The organism is Caproiciproducens galactitolivorans (assembly GCF_026672255.1).
Lineage (GTDB): Bacteria > Bacillota > Clostridia > Oscillospirales > Acutalibacteraceae > Caproiciproducens > Caproiciproducens galactitolivorans_A.
Genome location: NZ_JAPOHA010000001.1, coordinates 47,120 through 62,857, shown reverse-complemented (window position 1 = coordinate 62,857; position 15,738 = coordinate 47,120). Strand labels below are relative to the sequence as shown.

Sequence of the window (15,738 nt, the reverse complement as noted above, 5' to 3'; positions counted from 1 at the left end):
GATAACGGTGAACAATCTCACCTGTTATCGGCTCTGCGTCTTAAAAATCCACGCCCTTCAGGACTTCCGCGGTCTCGAAAGACTTTTATTTAAATTGCTTTTTCGATCCCGATTTTCCCCTTTTCCTTTGGTTTTGTGCGCAACCTTTTTCATAGCCTTGTTAACTTCCTGGCCAACAGATTCCTGACAGATGCCTGCGTAAGTTTTTGAATCTTTGAGCAGATCGTCGCAGAAAGCCGCCACGTCGCTGCCCGTCACTTCGAGCACGCTTTTCCCCGAGGCCACGCCCTCTTCAAAAAGATCGACAATCCCCGAGAGCAGACCCGTCTCTTCGGTCAGTTCAACAGGGCCGACCTTAAAGAGATATTTTTGAATCTCTTTATAAACAATCTGATAATCCTGCGGGAGCGCTTTGACACGCGCCATGTGCGCCCGCCACTCTTTTTTGCCTTCGATGATATCCTGTATGCTCATTTTACCCTCCTATTTGCCTAATTTTTTAGCGATAGTATTATTGAGCTGCTCGCGCCACTTGTCGCGAAAAGACTTTGCACCTTCTTCGCCGGCCAGCGCTGAACAGAAGCCTTCGATGTCGTCGCCCAAAACCTCCCGGATGCTCTGACCGTCCGCCGCCGCTTCTTCGAGCAGGCCAAGCACACCGTCAAGAATCGGCATGAGGTTGCGGCCGGTGAAATCTGCATGCAGCCAAAGATTGGAATTGATTTTTTCCCATGCCGCTTGATAATCAGCAGGCAGCTTTTGGGCTCGCGATTCAAAAATTTTCATTTCTTTGGTCATGTCGCTGCCTGTGACCTTTTCCCAAAAATTCATTTTATTTTCCCCTTTAACTCGTTAATTTTTGATGCTACGAACTCCCATTTTTCCCAGAACTTCCGCAGTTCCTCGCGCCCTGCGTCGTTGAGCGCGTAAAACTTGCGCGGCGGCCCCATATCGGACGGCTTTTTTTCAATATTCACCAGCTTATTCTTCTCGAGCCGCACCAGAATGGTGTAGACCGTTCCCTCAACAACGTCCGTGAAGCCGAGGGCGTTCAGCCGCCGCGTGATTTCGTAGCCGTAGGTTTCTTCGCGGCTTATAATTTCAAGAACGCAGCCCTCAAGCACGCCTTTGAGCATTTCCGTTAGGTTTTCCAACATAATTCACCCCTTGCTATTTTGTATGACTTGTATGTAGTCATACTTATTACCTCTATATAGTAACACGCAATAGCGGGTTTGTCAACAGCGGTTGGACAAAAAACTTCCTCCATACTTCACTGAGGCCATGGCGAATTCGCCATGGCCTCAGCCTGTTTACAATTGAACTATAATCATTTATATTGTAGGCATCCTTTTTACTTTGGAATAATTATTGAAGGATAATGTTGAATCCGCTCTGGATAAGATATTTTTCAGGAGCTTCAATATTACTTGTGGTAAGGTTTATGAAAGTTGCTGAACCATTGCCTGTGTAGGTATAAATAGCTTCTCCCAAATGCGGTGATGAAAATCTTGATGTTGTAATTTCATCCTTGCCTGTTCCATCAATATGAATATTTCTGAACACAATACCGCTGAAACCCCCGTTGTATCCTATTTGGATTGCATCTCTTTGCGAATTAATAATATCAATTTTTTCAAATGTAATGTTTTGAATACTGGACTTGGACGCCTCCAAATCAATTGCACCGCGTTCGCCATTGTAACAATCTTTACTGGTACCGGAATTAATAATGGTAGTATCGGAGAATGTGATTCCCGTATTATTTTCAAAATGATAACCTGAGAATACAGTGTTCAGCCGAATACCGGAACCCATAAAGCAATCCTTGATATAGTTGTACTGTGCCTTATGTCCTGAGCCGCCAAAAATAGCAATTGCTGCCGCGCGCCAATTGTTTTCAATTGTGTTGTTTAAAAAAGAGTTATTCACTTCCATCGGCGCATTCATTGAATTGTCAGACCACATAGCCAATCCATCATCACCATTGTTTCTTATACTGCAATTGCGAACTGTAGAATTTTTGGTTCCTTGACAAAAATTAACTCCATCTGCCAGATTATTTCTTACGCGACCGTTTTCGATCAGCAGATTGTCTGCTACAACAACCGGTGTATGAGCGTAATCTGCTACCCAGAAACCACTTTCGAAATGATCTTCCCAGAAATCATGGATTTTGGAGTTGATACCGAAGTTATCCATAAAGCATTTATAAATTGCATTTTGATTATAACGTGACCTAAGTCTCGAGTTGATGTATACATTACTGAAGTCCACTGTTCCGGTGATACGGAACGAAATACCGCCGCTAGCTGCATTTGGCGACGTAAATTGCAAGTTAGTATACCAGATCCCCGCGCCGGTAATGGTAATATTGTTTGCAGTTATTGTCCACATACCGCCTAAATGAAACTTACCCGCCGGAATATACACAGATTTTCCTGAGGCTGTCGCAGCATTGACACAAGAATTAAAAGCGGCCAGATCATCTGTATCGTCATCCGGATTTGCCCCGTAATCTGTGACTGAAAGGGAATTGGGTGGTTGTGAAATTGCAGGTGGAATCGGCTCAATTTCCACAAAGTCAACGCCGTATTCCAAACTGTCTTCATTTGTTTTTTGAATTCTGAGCTTGTCGCCGGACTTTAGTTCTGTAGGAAGTTTCCAATGTACTTCGTCAAAACGAAAAGCAGCCTGTGAACCGTTCGGGATATCCTGGGGCTGGTCGCCGTTGAAGTACTGCCATGACCAATAAGAAGACAATGGAATGGTTGTAACTTTTTTGCCATTCACATAGCAGTCAAGTGATCCGTTCAGTCCCATACCATCACTGGAATCAGGCATTGTAAATCTCAAATCTACGCCCGCGCCACCCTGATTGACTGCCCATTCGACATAGGAACCAGTCGTCGGAAGCGCTACATACTTTTGATTTGAAGCTTCCGCGGCAATAAGGTCATAATTGAAGTCGGGGGCAGAACGCAATATGGCTCCGCCGCCGATTGAGGCATCTTCCGCTTCATATCTATGGTATGGTACTGTAGCACCGTGTCCGAGATTTCCTACTGCCAGCTTGAGACTATATGTATTGTTCGTCTCATCCGTTTCAGCGGTGGTATCACTGCTGTCGGCAGTAGCACTGATCGAATGAACACCGTTTACCGCAGTCCACGTGCTACTTGCTTTGATGGTACTTGTAGAACCGGCTGCAATAGGAACGGTGTTGTTTGCAGATGTTGCGATCCGGCCGCCATCAACTTGAAATGCAACAATTCCGGCGGCTCCATCTGTTGTACCCTGATTTTTCACGACTGCACTGAACGTAACCTCGTCGCCTTCTTTAGGAGTTATTGGAGAATATAGAATATCAGTAACGATTAAATCCGGTTTACTTGTTGTTCCACCTATCGTAAGCATCTTTGAATACTTGTTATTGCTTTCATTTGATTCCGTTATTCTGTTGACATCGTCAACCCATGCCATGATGGTATGAGAACCTGGTGTCGCTGCCCATGTAGATAATCCATTTGGTCCTCCACTGGCAGTTACCTTTATAGAATCACCTGCTGCTATTGAGCTTGTATTGTTGTCGGACCAGCTTACTTGAGTACCATCAACAAAAAAACTCACTCCATTGATTACTCCAGCCGTTGTCTCACCTGTCCCCCGGTTTTTAATCGTTGCACTGAAGGTAACGGCATTGCCAGCCGCAGGGCTTACAGGATTCCAAGTGATATCCGTTACAACCAAATCGGGTTCTCCGGTAGTAGTGGAAGAAGGACCGTAAACCTCAAATTCTGCAACTTGCCCGCCCGTGGCACCGCTGTTCGCCATAAAATTTAACCTGATATACCTCGCGCTTGTCTCAGTAAAGGCAATGGTTACGGTATTACCGGATGAAGGATCAAACGTGTATGTGCTTGAGGAAACGAGGGTCACATAGTTGCTATTATCTGTGCTGGATAGGACAGATAAAGTCTGCGTTCTCGTTTGCCAGGATGGATTTAATTTCAATACAACTTTGCTGACCGACTGTGAACTGCCAAGATCAGCTGTTAAGGTGTTAGGGTATGAATTCATCTCACCTTCCCAGTATGTGTTAATGTTGCCATCATTCGCATTTGCCGGTACGTAAATTTGAGTATAATTGTTAGCAGTTATTGTCTTCCCGGCAGCAAGATTCGTCGTGTCTGCTGCATATGCAGCGGGCGTTGAAACAAACGACTGTGTAAAAATGATTGCTAAGGCTAAAATCACATGGGTATACCTTTTAAAATGCATTTTCATAATTTCCCCTCCAATATTTTCAGACTGCAAAAGGTAAAAAACCGCTCACACTAAAAGGATGTTTTTTCATTCACCCCCTTCGGTTTTAAATGAATGGCTAACTTCTTATCGAATAGCGCAGCCTAGAACAGATACAGCTCCGCTAAATATGAAGCGGACGGGAATTTACACGCCTGTTGACGGGGAAAAGATTGCCAGGATCATTACAATCATAGCGAGTATTTCAATACTGACGTATATGCCTCTAACTTTGCAGAATGAATTTACAGCAATCATACAGGTCAAAGTTTACGATAAATTATGACGCAATTATCATATCCCAGTTAATACTGGGATCGGCAAGGGATACCGCGTGATAATCCGCCAAAGGATTTTCTTTTTCAGGTCCAAGGGCAAGGGATTTCATTTCTGCCGCTTTTGCAGCCTGTATACCGGCTTCGGAATCCTCCACGACAAGACAGTTCTTCGGATTCTGTCCGAGTTTCTTGGCAGCGATGAGAAAGACCTCGGGATCAGGTTTGGAACGGATAATATCCAGTCCGCAGCCGACTTTGTCAATCAGCGGAAGAAGTCCCGTCCGCTGCAAAATAGCCGGAGCGTTTTTACTTACTGAGCCAACCGCGATTTGAATATTTTTTTTACGCAGCAGCACGATTGTTTCAGCCGCATTTGGCAAAATTGCTTTTTCTGTCAGACTTTCCAGCAATTCAACATAATATTGATTCTTTCTTTCTGCAAAATCGATTTTTTCCTGGTCAGTGTAGGAATGGTTTGACTTTTCCAGAACAACCTGCAGTGAAGCCATTCGGCTCACTCCTCTTTGCCGGGCGTTGTCCTGCTCTGTGAAATCTGTAATGCCCAAATCCTGCGCGAGTCGTTTCCACGCGAGATAATGCAGTTTATCTGTGGATACCAGCACTCCGTCAAGATCAAATATAACTCCTTTTATCATCCAACTTTACCTCCGGTTTTTTAGTATCAATAATTGAAAATACATTTTTTAGTTTTATATTTAAGGAATGATGAATTGCGATTGCACATTTTTACAAAATATGATACGATGAGTTACAAGGATTAAACGTTCAACTTCATAGAAAAAGGTAGATTTTATGACGACGATTAAGGATATTGCGAAAGAAGCGGGTGTCAGTTATACAACCGTCTCAAATGTTATTCATGGGAGAACCTCCCGCGTATCTTCACAAACGATTGCACAAATTAATGAAATCATTAAGCGAAGCGGATATGCTCCCAATATGTCTGCCCGCTCACTTGTAAGTAATTCTTCAAAAGTAATCGGGATTATTAATCATCTTGTTCCAAAAGCGTCCGGTGGGTTTATCGCCGACCCGTTCCATTCTGCTTTTATAGGCGCTGTTGAAGAAACACTGCGGGAAAACGGTTATTACCTTATGCTGCGCACAGTGGAAGACAGTATGGATCTTTTGAGTTTCCTGCGCAACTGGAATATTGACGGCATGTTTTTTACCGGCTTATTTGAAGATGAATTTTTCGATACCCTATCCTCTGTCGATGTTCCAATCGTGCTGATTGACAGCTACATTAACCATCCCAATATGCAAAACGTCGGGCTGGAGGATTATAAAGGCGGTTATTTGGCAACAAAGTATTTAATAGAGAACGGGCATCGCAATATTGCCTTTGCCTCCCCGCCGATACGAAGCCATGGTGTTGTTGAAGAGCGTTTGCGAGGCTACCGGCAGGCGCTTGACGAATTTCATATTCCGTATCAAGAGCAATTTCTCTTTCAGGGAGAATTTGATGTGCAAAGTGATATGCTGCTAAGCAGGCAGATTGCGGCGCACAAGGAAATTACCGCCGTATTTGCCACCGCGGATATTCTTGCCGCCGGCATAATCGCCGGGCTCCACGATATCGGCCTTAATGTGCCAAATGATATTTCCGTTGTCGGTTTTGATGATGTTACTCTTTGCCAATTGATTTCGCCGACGCTTACGACCATTCATCAGGATACCGTTGAAAAGGGTAAGGCGGCCGTAGAATTTATGATGAACAGGTTAAACAATAATCGAGTAGAGGAACATCAGAAAATATTACCGGTACATCTTATTGAGAGAAAAAGCGTTAAAAGAATATAATTCGAGACGGGAAACCCCGTTTTTTATTTTCCACACTTATTTTATAGTCTTTGCCCTTTATCTCAATAGAGTAAATGCAGCCTTGAAAATAAATTTTAAATTGCATGGATTTCCACTTTGACGGCAGGCGGGGCTGCACTTTCAGCACCCCGCTTTGAACTGAAAGGCCGGCAAAGCCTTGTATCGCCGTCAGCCACGCACCTCCGCAGGCTGCCGGATGAGTTCCGCCGATATATATCAGCCCCGCCCACTGTTTTCCCCCGCCTTTTAAATCCACGCAGGCTGACTGCATGAAAAAGGGATATGCAAGGTCGGGTTCACCAAAACGGCATGCAAGAACTGCATACATACAGGCGCTTAAAGAAGATCCGTGCTCCGTGCGAGGCTCGTAAAAGTTCCAGTTGTTTTTTAAAGTACGGTTGTTGTATTCTCCGGAAAACAGATTCAGCATGGCAACAATGTCCGCCTGTTTAATAACCTGTGTGTGGGAAGCAACTCCATAGGCGCCGCCCCAATATTCCCGCTTATCCAATAGGCGGCCGCGAACTGCGTCAACAGAGACATCCTCTAATTTATAATAGCCGTCAAACTGTTCAATGATCCCTGTTTTATGGTCGGGCTGAGGGATATAAAGCCGGTGTTCAGATTCTTCAAATTTCTGAAGCATACCTTTTAAGTCGAATTGTTCTTCCAGTTTTATACGCAACGGAGAAGAACCCAGAAACAATTTATGAATCAGCTTTGCAGCTTCATGAAATACGAATTTTGCCATTCGATTCGTATAGGCGTTATTGTTGACACGCTCATGGTACTCATCCGGCCCGATTACATCGTGAATTTCAAAGCAGCCGGAATCCGCGCGTTTCACCAGCATGGAGCGGTAAAAATTTGCACACTCCAGAATAACCTCTGCGGCCCCTTCATCAAGCAGCGACATATCCCCGGTCACCTTTAAATATTGTACAATACCGTAAACAATGTCCGCGGAGATATGCACTTGCTTATCCCGGAAATACGTTTTCATAGGACGCTGGGTGAACACATCCGTTACATTGTAATCGGAACAGGCATCGTAGCCGCCCTCCTGACTTTCCCATGCGTAAAATGCACCCCGATAGCCGTATTCCTTTGCTTTGGCACGCGCACCGGGCAGCGTGTCTATTCGATATTTCAGCAGAAGCCGTGCGGCCTTTGGTTCCGTATAAAGGTAAAAAGGCAGCATAAACATTTCCGTGTCCCAAAATACCGCACCCTTATACATTTGGCCGGAAAGCCCACGCGCTGGAATTGACATGCTTTCCGCATGTCGCGGCACAATACAATGCAGATGATAAATCGAATAATTCAAAGCCTGCATTGCTGTGTCATCACCGTCAATTTTCACGCAGGTGGCGTTCCATAGTTCCGACCATCGGCGGATATGCACTGCTTTTTCCTTCTCATACCCTGTTTTGGCGGATAAACTGGAACAGACAAGTGCATCATGCAGAGGATTTCCACCATCATGCGTGGTATAAATTGAAATAAATTTATAAAGCGTATAGCTTCTTTTTCCGTCAGCCTCAAATTGTATTTCACGCAGAATTGCCTTATCTTCGTAATGGATGCTTTGATTCCCATGAAAGTCGCATAAAACAAGTTCACTTACGGCAACCTGTGCTTTGGTTTCCCCTGCTGTGGCAAGCACCGTGAGAGTTTCTCCATTTACACCCATTTCCGTTTTTTCGTAGTGCGGACCGTGAATGTCCCAAATATCACAATCGATTCCTGTGTGCAAGATCACATCCACACAGGAATCCGTAGAAATTCTGTATTTCATACAGATCAAATGTGGGTTTGCCATACTTGCAAAACGCTGTGCGGTGACGCCGAGTGTTCCATATTCCGTTTCCCATACCGTTTTTCGGCTATGCAGGGCGCATTCAAAGTCGAGCTGTTGGCGGTGCTCACATGGAGTACAAGTTGGCAGACGGTAACTTTTATGGTTGATTTCCACCCATGTTAAAAGCGCGTTTGGGGCGTTTAGGGGTTCTCGCCAGGCTGTACCGTGCCGGTCGTAAATTCCCGCTAAATTAATTGCAGTCAGCTCATTTTTGCCGTACTCCTCAAGGGTTCCCCGTACGCCGAGGTAACCATTTCCTATGAAATACTGATTTCCGAGATCAGCCGCCTTCTCCGCGTTAAAATCGGTGCTTTCGATCGTCCAGTTACTCATCTATCGCAGTCCTCCACTGTTCGGGTATTTTCACTACTACTTCTTCCTGCCCGATTACGGTATTCCTGTCATAAAGAGAAATGGTTTGTTTCGAACCATTTTTCGTATGAATACGCAATTTTTCTTGCTCCACCTTTATAAACAGAGTATCATCGCCTAACAAAATTTGAAACGAGTAGCTTCTCCACTGCTTGGGGATAGTGGGGTGAAAAGACAGGATATCCCCATCGGAACGCATGCCGCCAAAACCATAGATAATGTTCATCCACGCCGCCGCAATGGAGGTTGTATGCAGTCCCTCACTGGTATTGCGGTTGTAATTATCCAGATCCAAACGCGTTGCAAATTCGAAAAAGCGATATGCATCCTCATGCCTTTTCAATTCTGAGGCTAATATGGAATGTACCGAGGGAGAAAGCGAGCTTTCGTGGATACACCGAGGCTCATAATAATCATAATTTTTTAATTTCTGCTCCGTTGTAAAGCACGCATTGTACAGAAACATCATCATGAGTACATCCGGCTGCTTAATCATATCGTTACGGTAAATATGGTCATAGCTCCAATGGCTGTAAAGCGGAAATTCCGTAACTGGGATTTTGTCGACATCAATATGAGGGAGGGTAAAAAATCCTTCACACTGCTCAAAAATCCGAGTGTCTTCATCATATGGAATCTCCATGTTTCTTGCCATATCAGCCCATTTCAAAAGTTCCTGAGAGTCGACGGAAAGGATTTTTAAACGATCCGCAAATTTCTGCGTGGCCTTCATGTTGTTTATAACCAGTATGGTATATTCAAATGTCTTCTTTGCCATAAAATTGGTATAGCAATTATGGTTGACCATCATTTGGAATTCATCCGGTCCCATTACACCATAAAATCCGTATTTACCCGTTTTCTGGCTCCAATCCCCTCTCGTTGCAAGCATACGGCAAATTTCAACAAGCATTTCCACGCCGTAAGTATCAATAAAATCCTCATCCTTAGTCACATTTACATAATGCCAGATTCCATAGGCTACTCCGGTCGAGGCTTGCAGTTGTAAGCTGGAATGCTGCCAAAGATTACAGCACTCCCTGCCGTCTATTGTGGCAATCGGATAAAAGGCGCCTTCACAGTCCAGTGCTTTGGCACGCTCCCGTGCTTGAGGAAGGGAATGATACCGAAACATCAGAAGCTTTTTCGCTGCTTGCGGATTATTAAAAAGATAAAAGGGCAGACAATAGGTTTCCGTATCCCAAAAAGTGTTGCCGCTGTATGCTTCGCCGGTCAGCCCCTTTGCGCCAATAACCGATTTTGAATTCTCCCCGTGATAGGTTTGGTGCATTTGAAAAATACAATAGCGAATTCCCTGTTGGTTTACCGCGTCACCTTCAATTTGAATGTCGGAACGACGCCACATCTGTTCCCACCACTTACAGCTTCCTGCTTTCAGTGCATCATATTCTGCCGCTAAAAAAGTATCTTTTTTAGCGGCAGACAGACGCTCAAATTTCTCAGGCGCGACTGCTTTCTCCGTACAGGAAAGAATTTGCATAATACGCGAAAATTGAGTCTGGCTCCCCTGGTTTAAGGGTAGTGTAAAGGATAGCAGGCTGATTTTTTCTCCCGCCTGTACGGGAGCCATTTGTTCCATGTCTCCCAAAAATCGGCATTGGCAGATGACCTTGTGCTTACTTTGTTTTGTTTGCGCTGCAATTTCACAGCAATTGCCCTCTGCTTTGTTAGAAATGCAGTCCCACCTATTTTCACCCACACTTTTATGCGGCTGTGAAAAATCAAGCCCCGCCAGAACTTGCAGATTACCGTTAAAATTCAGAGCACGTGCACGTATTCTTTGACCGCCCATATGAGGTTCTTCCATGGATAGAAAGCGTTCAAACGTTAGCTCAACCTCTTTGCCTGTTTTGGTTCGCCAAACAAAGGAACGGATTAAAACTCCTGTTTTTAAGTCCAATATACGGACAAAACTCCTGTAATCCGCGATGTTTAAATCCAGTTCCTCCCCATCAATTTGCAGGCGGGTATAGAGCCAGTCTACTGCATTTACCATGTAGGTCATTGTATTTACAATTCCCTTGTAGCTGCTTGTTTCAAGCTTTTTTTCTTCAAACACACCATTGATGTAACTGCCAAGGAGTCGGTCTCCGGAATACCCTTCATCAAAATATCCCCGCACACCGGTGTACTCATTTCCAAGTGAAAAGATTGATTCTGAGACCATTGCGTGTTCCGGTGAAAATCCGTTCTCTATGATTTTCCAAGGGTCAACGCAATAATATGTATCTGCTGATTTTCCCATAATTACCCCTTAATTCCCGCAGAGACCACACTCTGCGTAATTTGTTTTTGGAAGATTGTAAATAGTATGATCGGCGGAATAATGGAGAAAACGATTGCCCGCAGAACATCCACATCGTTCGTGTTGCTGGTGCGGAATTGGAATAGGCGAACCATGACCGTTACCTTATCCGTGTTAGAAAGGACAAGATAGGGAAGCAAAAAGTCCGACCACGCGGCACACGCCGCAAAAATTGCCACAACCATTACAATAGGAACCGAAAGAGGAAAAACAATCTTATAGAAGATTTTGAAATTACTGCACCCATCCAATTCGGACGCCTCAATCAATTCCTTAGGAAGCTGCTCAAAAAATTGTTTGAACAGCAGTACATAAAAAGCATTTGCTCCGGCGGCCAGCCAAAGAGGAAGAAAGGTGCCATCCAATCCTACACGTGTAATATTTACAAAAAGCGAAACCATGCTCGTAGTAGCCGGAATGAGCAGGCTCCACATAACCAGTCCTGTCACAATCTTATAGCCCTTTGGCTTTAAGATAGCAAGCCCATAGGCCAGAAGTCCGTTAAAAAAGATTGCGCAGATCGTGCTGCCCGCGACAGCAATAAAGGAATTTAAATAATACTTTAGAAAATGAAGTTCATTCCAAGTTTTTAAAAAAACATTAAAATTATATTTATTCGGAAAAAGCGTTGGCGTACGGCGAAATTCCTGAATATCTTTAAAGCTTGCGAGGAACACCCACAGGGCGGGAAAAATTGCAATAACAACCATGATAATACAAGCCAGGAAAATTAGTATACTGATAAACTTTATCCAGGAAGACTTTATATCATAAAATCGGATGGTACCATCCTGTTTATCTCTATATTTTTTAAAGAAAGACATCGTTTGGCACTCCCTTAATCAATTTGTGGAATACTCAGGCTTTTTTCCTTTCGTCGCTTTAAAGTAGACTGCGGTAAGAAGCACAAGAATGATTGAGATAATCACCGATAAAGACGCTGCCATCGGATAGTTGTAATCTTCAAACGCATATCGGAACACAAGCTGCATTACCGAAATGCTCGCGTTATTCGGCCCGCCATTCGTCATAACCAATGGTTCATACAGAATTTGGAATACAGATATAATTTGTAAAATCAGCAATGTTTTTCCCAACCCAAAAATGCTCGGAAGGGAAATGTGGAGAAAGCGCTTCCACGGCGTAGCACCGTCAATGGTGGCGGCTTCGTAAAGTTCCGGATTAATACTGCCCATGCCTGCCATATAAATCAGAGCTGTTGAACCTGCACTTTTCCATGTCATTGTAAGAACAATCAATGGGATCGTCCACGCGGGGCTTGCCAGCCAATCAAACGGTTGAATCCCCAGGGCGGACAACAAAATGTTGAACACTCCCGTCTTACCCGGTCTGAACAAGTATCCCCACATCATCACGGTTGCCAGTCCCGGCATAATATTCGGAAAATAAACGCCTACTCGAAAAAAGCTTTTCATATGTACTGTTTCCGTAATGAAAGTCGCCATAATAATCGGAATTAGAAATCCAATGATAAGAGACCAAAAAGTATATAAAAATGTATTTCGGATGGCCGGTAAAAAATCAGGATGCTGAAGAACCGCAATATAATTTTTCAAACCAACAAAATCCATCAAATGAATCCCTTTGGCAGTATAAAGTGAAAGGCGAATACTTTCCAGCAATGGCTCCCATACAAAAAAAGCAAATAAAATTAATCCAGGCAGCATAATCAGCCAGGCAGATATACTATGCAAAATAGAGGAAGACTTTTTTTCACGCATTTGAAACTCACTCTCCACCGTAAATTACTTCACTACATTATTTCAATGAATGAGGGCCGCTGTAAACGGCCCCCTTCAACATTTCCAACCTTAAAAACGGAGGTGATAACGGTATTATTTATTGACCTTTTCATCAAGGATTTTCTGGTAATTTGTATTGGCTGCTGCCATCATTTTGGGAATATCCGTATTTTTATCCGTAACAACAGCTTGAATTACTTTTGTCAATTCGGAATACAGATCCTGCGCGGAGCCAACTTCTTCAAAATGCAGGTTTCCCGGCTTTTTGACCGCATCAAAATAATCCTGATAAAGCTTCATGTCTATATTGCTATTTTCTTTCGTAATTTTCGCGTTTGCTTCAAGGAAAGTAGGATCTGTCCACGCTGGAAAGACTGGCAGTACCGGAACGCCTTTGCTTACTCTGCTTCTCGCATCCGCATACATACCCTTTAGTGCGTTCGTGCTGGTCATCGGAGATTTTCCCATAATTTCAATATAATCCAGCGCGGCGCTGATTTCTTCTTTTGTTGCATTTTTTGCAAACATATACGGAGTTCCGCCGGAAAGAGAATACTGTCCCTTTGGACCGGCAGGAATTGGTACGAGAGCCAGGTCTTTGGTTGGTAATTTATTCACCTGTGTCGGTTGGTTTACGGCGTCATTCGCACCTATGTACATTGCGGCTGCGCCTGTTCCTAAGTTCACAAAACCGGATGCCCAGTCTTCTTTTGTCGGGTCAGCGGTTAGACAATCATACTTCCATTTTAAATCTTTGACATACTGCATTGCAGCAATTGCTTCCGGCGTGTTGATGTTTGCAGTAAATTTGCCATTATTCTCTTTTGTCAGCGTTGCACCAAAATCCCAGGCAATGTTGCTGAAGTGCCAGCCCGCGGCATTATCTTTGCCAAGGAGGCAGAAGCCCGCTTCACCTGTTTTTTGTTTAATCTTTTGTGCGGTGACCGCCAGTTCATCCCACGTTTTCGGGTAAATTGGATAGCCCTTGTCATCGACTAAACCCGCGGCTTTAAACATATTGACGTTGAGCATCAAGCCCAGCGCGTAGCCGTCTCTCGGGATGCCGTAAATGCGTCCGTCTTTTGAAAGCAATTTTTTGATAGAATCATTCATTTGATCCGGCCAGTGTTTCTCTTTTAAAACATCTGTAATATCCGCAACGAAACCACCCTCAATCAACTTCTGCGGCTCGGTGTACCATGTTTCAAAAACGGTCGGCAGCTTGTTGGAAGCCGCCAAAGAAACAAAGGTGTCTGTCGCATATTTGTAATATGACGGAACAATTTCAACATTGGGATGTGTTGTTTTAAGCTCGGTTACAAAGCCCTCGTGCATTTTAATATCATCAGCCAGTGTATCCTCAGGCCAAATGCCGAGTTTAACAGTCACTTTTTTGTCCCCCGTCCCTGATTGAGGTTCCGCGGAAGAGCCTGTGCCAGCATTTTTTTGAGTTGTGCAGCCAATTGTTAATGATAAAATCATCGCAAAGCAAAGAACAACGCTTAGAAACTTTTTCATTACCTTATCCCCTTTTTCTTAAAATTGAAAGGTTTAACGTTCAACTACATTATATTATAGTAGTATTGCATTGTCAACAGCATGTTAATATATATTTTTTATCTATTTTTTACTAGGCCTTGTTTGTACCAAAAAGCAATGTTATACGCCCAAATCATGAGTATAAAACCGAAAAGTTATAACATAATAAAAGTGTGCCCGAGAAGAAGTATAAAATATTTTCCAATGTGGGAAAACACCCGCCCCCGCCAGATATCATCTGACGGGGGCATCTCTACCATTTATTAAATTCATAAAAGAATACAACCGCCCCTCCCGGATGGACCCCGGGAAGAGCGGTCACCATCAGTAGGCTGACAGTATGAAATAAATCACTGTTAAATTGTACCAGTCCCGCCTTCAAAAATCAAGTGGAGGGTGTTTCGGACTGAAAAGTAACAAATAGAAATAAAGGATTGAAATAAACCGCACCAAATAGCTGAAAAGCAACGATTTGGCGCGGTTTTTCATTCTAAAGATTCCGGAAAATTCAACCGGTCAATGAAGATTGCAAAATTGAAGAATACCTTAATCGCGCTAAAATGAGCACTTCATATGAAATATTCTTATTTAAACAAAGATGGGTTTATACTTGAAAAAGGAGAGCCTGAACCCAAGTCCTTCACTCCATTAACCAGTCCATCCGGCAAAAACACTGGGAAAAACAATTTAATAAGAATATAAACTGCAATAAGCAAGACGACAGATGCAGCAAACAGAACGTAAACCGATTTATTGGAATCAATCTGCGAAGCCCCCGGCAATGCTGCTAATGCAAAAATCAGTCCCAAAACAGAGCCAAAAAAGGCAATGCAAAAACCAAGATTCAAGTTTAAGAACATCAGCAGAATTCCAGCCAAAAGGAATGGAATTACCGCAATTCCGCTTCCCGCGGCTACACACAGCATATTATTGTATGTAGTTTCCGCTCTGCCAACGTATTTGTTGAAGAGCAAAAGCAAAGCGGCAAAAAGGCAAGCGACTCCAAATGAAATCAGCAAAGAGAGGAAAAATACCTTTGCAAGCGGAAATTGTATATAATCCTGAATTCCGGAATAAATTTTACCGACTATCGCCATTATGGACGATGTAATTCTTGTACATAAAACCAACATGAATAATGCAAAAGCAAGCGCCCGGATTCCGATTAAGCCAAATGCTGTTTTGCTGTCCCCCGAAGCGGCAAATGACCGCAGCATGGACGACGGTGCCTGAAAGGATTTTTTAATAAGTTCCCATATGTGTTTTATGTAAACCTGCGCAGCTCCCGGCGTAACCGGAGCGGACTGTGCGGCAGATGGTGTCGTATCGGGAGCCGGAGTGGAAGGAGGTGTCATTTGCCGGGCAGCTTGATTTTTACACGTACATACCTCGCCTTCCTGAAGTGGTCTTCCGCAATAAACGCAAAATTTAGCCATAATGATTAGCCTC

12 protein-coding genes are annotated in these 15,738 nt (G+C 43.7%); 1 reads left to right on the top strand and 11 read right to left on the bottom strand.

The window, feature by feature from the left end; genetic code table 11:
- Window positions 1-57: 57 nt before the first annotated feature.
- From OUY18_RS00290 to pgmB, 5 genes are all read right to left on the bottom strand, one after another.
- A complete protein-coding gene (locus tag OUY18_RS00290) occupies window positions 58-474 on the bottom strand; it encodes a DUF1048 domain-containing protein (protein WP_268056707.1) in 417 nt (138 codons plus the stop codon).
- 9 nt (window positions 475-483) lie between these two features.
- Window positions 484-831 carry a DUF1048 domain-containing protein gene (locus OUY18_RS00285; protein ID WP_268056706.1) on the bottom strand — a complete coding sequence of 116 codons (348 nt, stop codon included), beginning with the start codon at window positions 829-831 and terminating at the stop codon, window positions 484-486.
- Window positions 828-1,157, bottom strand: coding sequence for a PadR family transcriptional regulator (locus OUY18_RS00280; protein WP_326492968.1), 330 nt, complete (start codon window positions 1,155-1,157; stop codon window positions 828-830). The genes OUY18_RS00285 and OUY18_RS00280 overlap by 4 nt, the downstream gene beginning before the upstream one ends.
- Window positions 1,158-1,368: 211 nt before the next feature.
- Window positions 1,369-4,287, bottom strand: coding sequence for a CARDB domain-containing protein (locus OUY18_RS00275; RefSeq protein WP_268056705.1), 2,919 nt, complete (start codon window positions 4,285-4,287; stop codon window positions 1,369-1,371).
- Between the two features lie 298 nt (window positions 4,288-4,585).
- Window positions 4,586-5,239, bottom strand: coding sequence for a beta-phosphoglucomutase (gene pgmB, locus OUY18_RS00270; protein WP_268056704.1), 654 nt, complete (start codon window positions 5,237-5,239; stop codon window positions 4,586-4,588).
- Between the two features lie 157 nt (window positions 5,240-5,396).
- On the opposite strand from pgmB, the gene OUY18_RS00265 reads away from it, so the two are divergent.
- Entirely contained in the window at window positions 5,397-6,407 is a 1,011-nt protein-coding gene (locus OUY18_RS00265; RefSeq protein ID WP_268056703.1) for a LacI family DNA-binding transcriptional regulator, read from the top strand.
- On the opposite strand, the gene OUY18_RS00260 is transcribed toward OUY18_RS00265, so the two are convergent.
- From OUY18_RS00260 to OUY18_RS00235, 6 genes are all read right to left on the bottom strand, one after another.
- Window positions 6,394-8,622, bottom strand: a complete 2,229-nt coding sequence (locus OUY18_RS00260; RefSeq protein WP_268056702.1) for a glycosyl hydrolase family 65 protein — start codon at window positions 8,620-8,622, stop codon at window positions 6,394-6,396. The two genes, OUY18_RS00265 and OUY18_RS00260, sit on opposite strands and share 14 nt — an antisense overlap.
- Window positions 8,615-10,927: a glycoside hydrolase family 65 protein gene (locus OUY18_RS00255; RefSeq protein WP_268056701.1), complete on the bottom strand. Its 2,313-nt coding sequence runs from the start codon at window positions 10,925-10,927 to the stop codon at window positions 8,615-8,617. The genes OUY18_RS00260 and OUY18_RS00255 overlap by 8 nt, the downstream gene beginning before the upstream one ends.
- 2 nt (window positions 10,928-10,929) lie before the next feature.
- Window positions 10,930-11,697: a carbohydrate ABC transporter permease gene (locus OUY18_RS00250; RefSeq protein ID WP_268056700.1), complete on the bottom strand. Its 768-nt coding sequence runs from the start codon at window positions 11,695-11,697 to the stop codon at window positions 10,930-10,932.
- Window positions 11,698-11,829: 132 nt separating this feature from the next.
- The gene (locus OUY18_RS00245) at window positions 11,830-12,729 is read right to left on the bottom strand and encodes a carbohydrate ABC transporter permease (protein ID WP_268056699.1); all 900 of its coding nucleotides are present in this window, start codon (window positions 12,727-12,729) and stop codon (window positions 11,830-11,832) included.
- Between the two features lie 114 nt (window positions 12,730-12,843).
- Window positions 12,844-14,268: an ABC transporter substrate-binding protein gene (locus OUY18_RS00240; protein WP_268056698.1), complete on the bottom strand. Its 1,425-nt coding sequence runs from the start codon at window positions 14,266-14,268 to the stop codon at window positions 12,844-12,846.
- A gap of 605 nt (window positions 14,269-14,873) precedes the next feature.
- On the bottom strand, window positions 14,874-15,725 hold the full coding sequence (locus OUY18_RS00235; RefSeq protein ID WP_268056697.1) for a hypothetical protein: 852 nt from the start codon (window positions 15,723-15,725) through the stop codon (window positions 14,874-14,876).
- Between the last annotated feature and the right edge of the window lie 13 nt (window positions 15,726-15,738).